General features: G+C 69.3%; 5 protein-coding genes. 3 read left to right on the top strand and 2 right to left on the bottom strand.

Going from position 1 to position 2,835, the window contains the following annotated elements; translation table 11 throughout:
- Positions 1 to 177 precede the first annotated feature (177 nt).
- The 3 genes from K206_RS42840 to K206_RS0115050 all read left to right on the top strand — a co-directional run bounded on the left by K206_RS42840 (position 178) and on the right by K206_RS0115050 (position 1,180).
- Positions 178 to 378, top strand: coding sequence for a hypothetical protein (locus K206_RS42840; protein WP_155888079.1), 201 nt, complete (start codon positions 178 to 180; stop codon positions 376 to 378).
- Between the two features lie 171 nt (positions 379 to 549).
- Positions 550 to 804: a hypothetical protein gene (locus tag K206_RS0115055; protein WP_052165880.1), complete on the top strand. Its 255-nt coding sequence runs from the start codon at positions 550 to 552 to the stop codon at positions 802 to 804.
- Positions 797 to 1,180 carry a type II toxin-antitoxin system PemK/MazF family toxin gene (locus K206_RS0115050; RefSeq protein ID WP_029043667.1) on the top strand — a complete coding sequence of 128 codons (384 nt, stop codon included), beginning with the start codon at positions 797 to 799 and terminating at the stop codon, positions 1,178 to 1,180. The genes K206_RS0115055 and K206_RS0115050 overlap by 8 nt, the downstream gene beginning before the upstream one ends.
- A gap of 20 nt (positions 1,181 to 1,200) precedes the next feature.
- On the opposite strand, the gene K206_RS42835 is transcribed toward K206_RS0115050, so the two are convergent.
- A complete protein-coding gene (locus K206_RS42835) occupies positions 1,201 to 1,947 on the bottom strand; it encodes a GntR family transcriptional regulator (protein WP_155888078.1) in 747 nt (248 codons plus the stop codon).
- A gap of 270 nt (positions 1,948 to 2,217) precedes the next feature.
- Positions 2,218 to 2,760 carry a flavin reductase family protein gene (locus tag K206_RS0115040; RefSeq protein WP_029043665.1) on the bottom strand — a complete coding sequence of 181 codons (543 nt, stop codon included), beginning with the start codon at positions 2,758 to 2,760 and terminating at the stop codon, positions 2,218 to 2,220.
- Positions 2,761 to 2,835 lie beyond the last annotated feature (75 nt).

Here is a 2,835-nt window from a genome sequence, read left to right as displayed (position 1 = left end):
CGGCTGGTGCCGCCGTCGAGCCGATAGGTTTCCGTGGGCGCGCCGAACGCCTGGCGCACGGTGCTCTCCGGGCTGCCGATCAGCTTCTGCGCGGTCTGCGCGGGTTCGAGCGATGCGCAGGCGCACAGCGCGGCAGCCGCCGCGCCCATGCCCAGCCATCCAGGTAAGCGATATGCCATGACCATTCCCCCAGTGTCGGCGCGGATGCGTGCGCCGGGCCTGATCGGTAAACACGCCAGCCCGGCGGAATATTCCATGCGCGGCGCCGCCGCGCCGAATTTTGAGAATTCGCCGCATTGCCTTGCGCCGGCGGCAAGCCACAATCGAAGACACCGCCATCGCGCCGGGTTTTCCGGCGGCGGGTGGATACGAGGCTGACGCGGGGCGGATGAGCGGCGGATGGGCGACAAATGCGCGACGGATTCGCCGGAAGCCCTTCCCGTCCCCCAGTGACAACACATCCTGTTGTAATACCATCGGTAATACAAAATCGCACGTAAAAAAGGAATACAATGGCGTCTATCCGAGTAACCATGCCAAGTGACCGCGATGACCCTGGCCGCCTCCGCTCAGCCCGCCCAGACCACCCTTTCCTTCCGCACGACGCAGGAGTTCGCCATGCAGACACGTGAATTTGCCCGCCGCGCCGGCATGTCCAGCTCGGACTACGTCCGCGAGGCCGTGCGCGAGAAAAACGAGCGCGCGATGGCCGAGCGCATGGCCTTCCTGTCGCGCCGGTTGTCGGCCCGCTCGCTGGCGGAAAACGAATCCATGGACGACAGCCTGGAGGACGGGCTTGCCTAGGCCACAACACCGGCGCGGGGAGGTCTGGGTGATCGACCTGTCCCCGCAGACCCACAAGGAGGAACCGGGCAAGGCGGGGCGCCCGGCCCTCGTCATCCAGACCGACATCCTGAACCAGGCCGGCCACCCGACCACCATCGTCCTGCCCGGCACCACCGACATCTACGAGGACGCCGGCGGCGACGGCTTTCCGCTGCGCGTGCGCGCGGGCAAGTTCGCCAAGCCGGGCGAGCCGCCCCGGGAAACCGACCTGCTGGTCGATCAGGTCCGCGCCGTGTCGAACCACCGCTTCGTCGGCAACGCGCCGATCGGGCGGGTCAGCGAGGCGCACCTCAAGCGCGTGGAAGAAGCGCTGCTGCTGCTCACCGGGCGCTAGCGCCGGCTGGTCGGTGGCGGTCAGCTCCAGCCCAGCGTGAACGGCAGCAGCAAGGCGTTGACGATCAGCAGGCCATAGAAGATCGCCATGACCGCGGAGATGGCCCGGCGCCGTCCGTGGCCCGGTGCCGCGCCCCGGCCGCGCCGGCGCTGCCACGCATAGACCGCGCCCATGCCGAACGCGGCGACGCCGCCCAGCAAGGCCGGCGAAACCGGGACGCCCGAATCCAGCGGGGACGCGGCGGGCGCCACGGCGGTGCCGCCCGGCGAGGCATCCGAGGAAGTGCCCGAAGCATCCAGGACATCCGGCGCGCCGGCCTCCGCCGGCGCCGGCGATGCCCTTTCCGCCACGGCGGGCACAGGTGCCGGCTTTGGCGGAACGCGCGCCGCGACGCTGGCGGCGGGCTGCGCCGAAGGCGGCACGGGAAGCGCCGCGGAAGAGGATGCGGAAGGCGATACGGACGATCGCGCGGATGGCGGCACGGATGGCAGCCCGGAACGGAAGCGGCCCGCATCGCGCCAGCGCCACCATTCGTGATACAGGCTCTCGAGGCAGGATGCGGATTCACAGGCATCGCGCCGGGCGCGCCACGCGTCGACATCCGCATCGCGAATCGCGCCGGCGCGCAGCAGCCGCTGCTGCTCGGCGTGGATGCGTTCATAGCGGCTCGTCAGCGCCGCGCTGCCGCACCACGGGCGCTGGTTGCGCGGGCGCTCGCCCGTCACCAGCGAGCAGCGCATCCCGCTGCCGGGATCGTCGCAGCGCACCGATCCCTCGGCCGGCGCGGGCCCGCAGCCGGCGTCGGCTGCCCGTGCTCCGCCGGCGGCACACAGGCCCAAGGCAACGAGCGCGGCCAGGTGTCCTATGACCCTGTTCATCGTTGGTCCCCATCAAAGCGGCCACGCCGGCCTCAGAGAATCAACGTAGTCGATGGCCACGGGGGTGTGCAAGGGCATGGCGAACGGGGCGCGGGAGCATGCACTTTCGCCGGCGCCGCGGCGGCGCAATGCGCGCCCGCCTGCGCTTGCGCGGGTGCGCTACACGCCCGGTGGCAGCTTGGAGGCCATCATCTCCCGCCGGTCGAACTTGCGCCCGTCGACGATGAACGTGCCGTCGCCGACGGCGTGGACCATGCGCTGCTCCTTGCGCTCGGGATCGATCCACGCGGCAACGGCCTCCAGCACGACGATGTCGTGCTTCTTCACGATGTCGATGACCTTGCACTCGATGTTGGCGAAGCACTCCCGGATCAGCGGCGCCTTGACGACCTTGCCCGGCACCGGCGTGAGCCTGAACCGGGCGAACTTGTCCGTGTCCGCGCCGGAGCACGTGCCGATGCCGACCACCGTGTCCAGCATGTCCACCGTCGGAATGGCGATGACGCATTCCTCGTGCTTGCGCAGCGCCGCGTAGGAGTAGTTCCACGCGCCCGTGGTCAGCGCGAACACCGGCGTGAAGTCCATCACCATCGTCCACGAGATGGTCATGATGTTGTCCTTCTGCCCGTCATGGGTCGTCACCAGGACGACCGGGCCGGACTCCATCAGGGTAAAGACCTTGCTCATTTCCATTTGACGCATCGAAGGCACCTCGCGATGATTGGCAATGCACGGCGCGGCGGGCGCAGGCAAGCGCACCCGCCGGCCACTGACTCA

The sequence above is a fragment of the Cupriavidus sp. WS genome (genome assembly GCF_000395345.1).
Lineage (GTDB): Bacteria > Pseudomonadota > Gammaproteobacteria > Burkholderiales > Burkholderiaceae > Cupriavidus > Cupriavidus basilensis_B.
The sequence above is the reverse complement of the archived record's forward strand: the minus strand, read 5'-3'. Positions and strand labels throughout refer to the sequence as shown.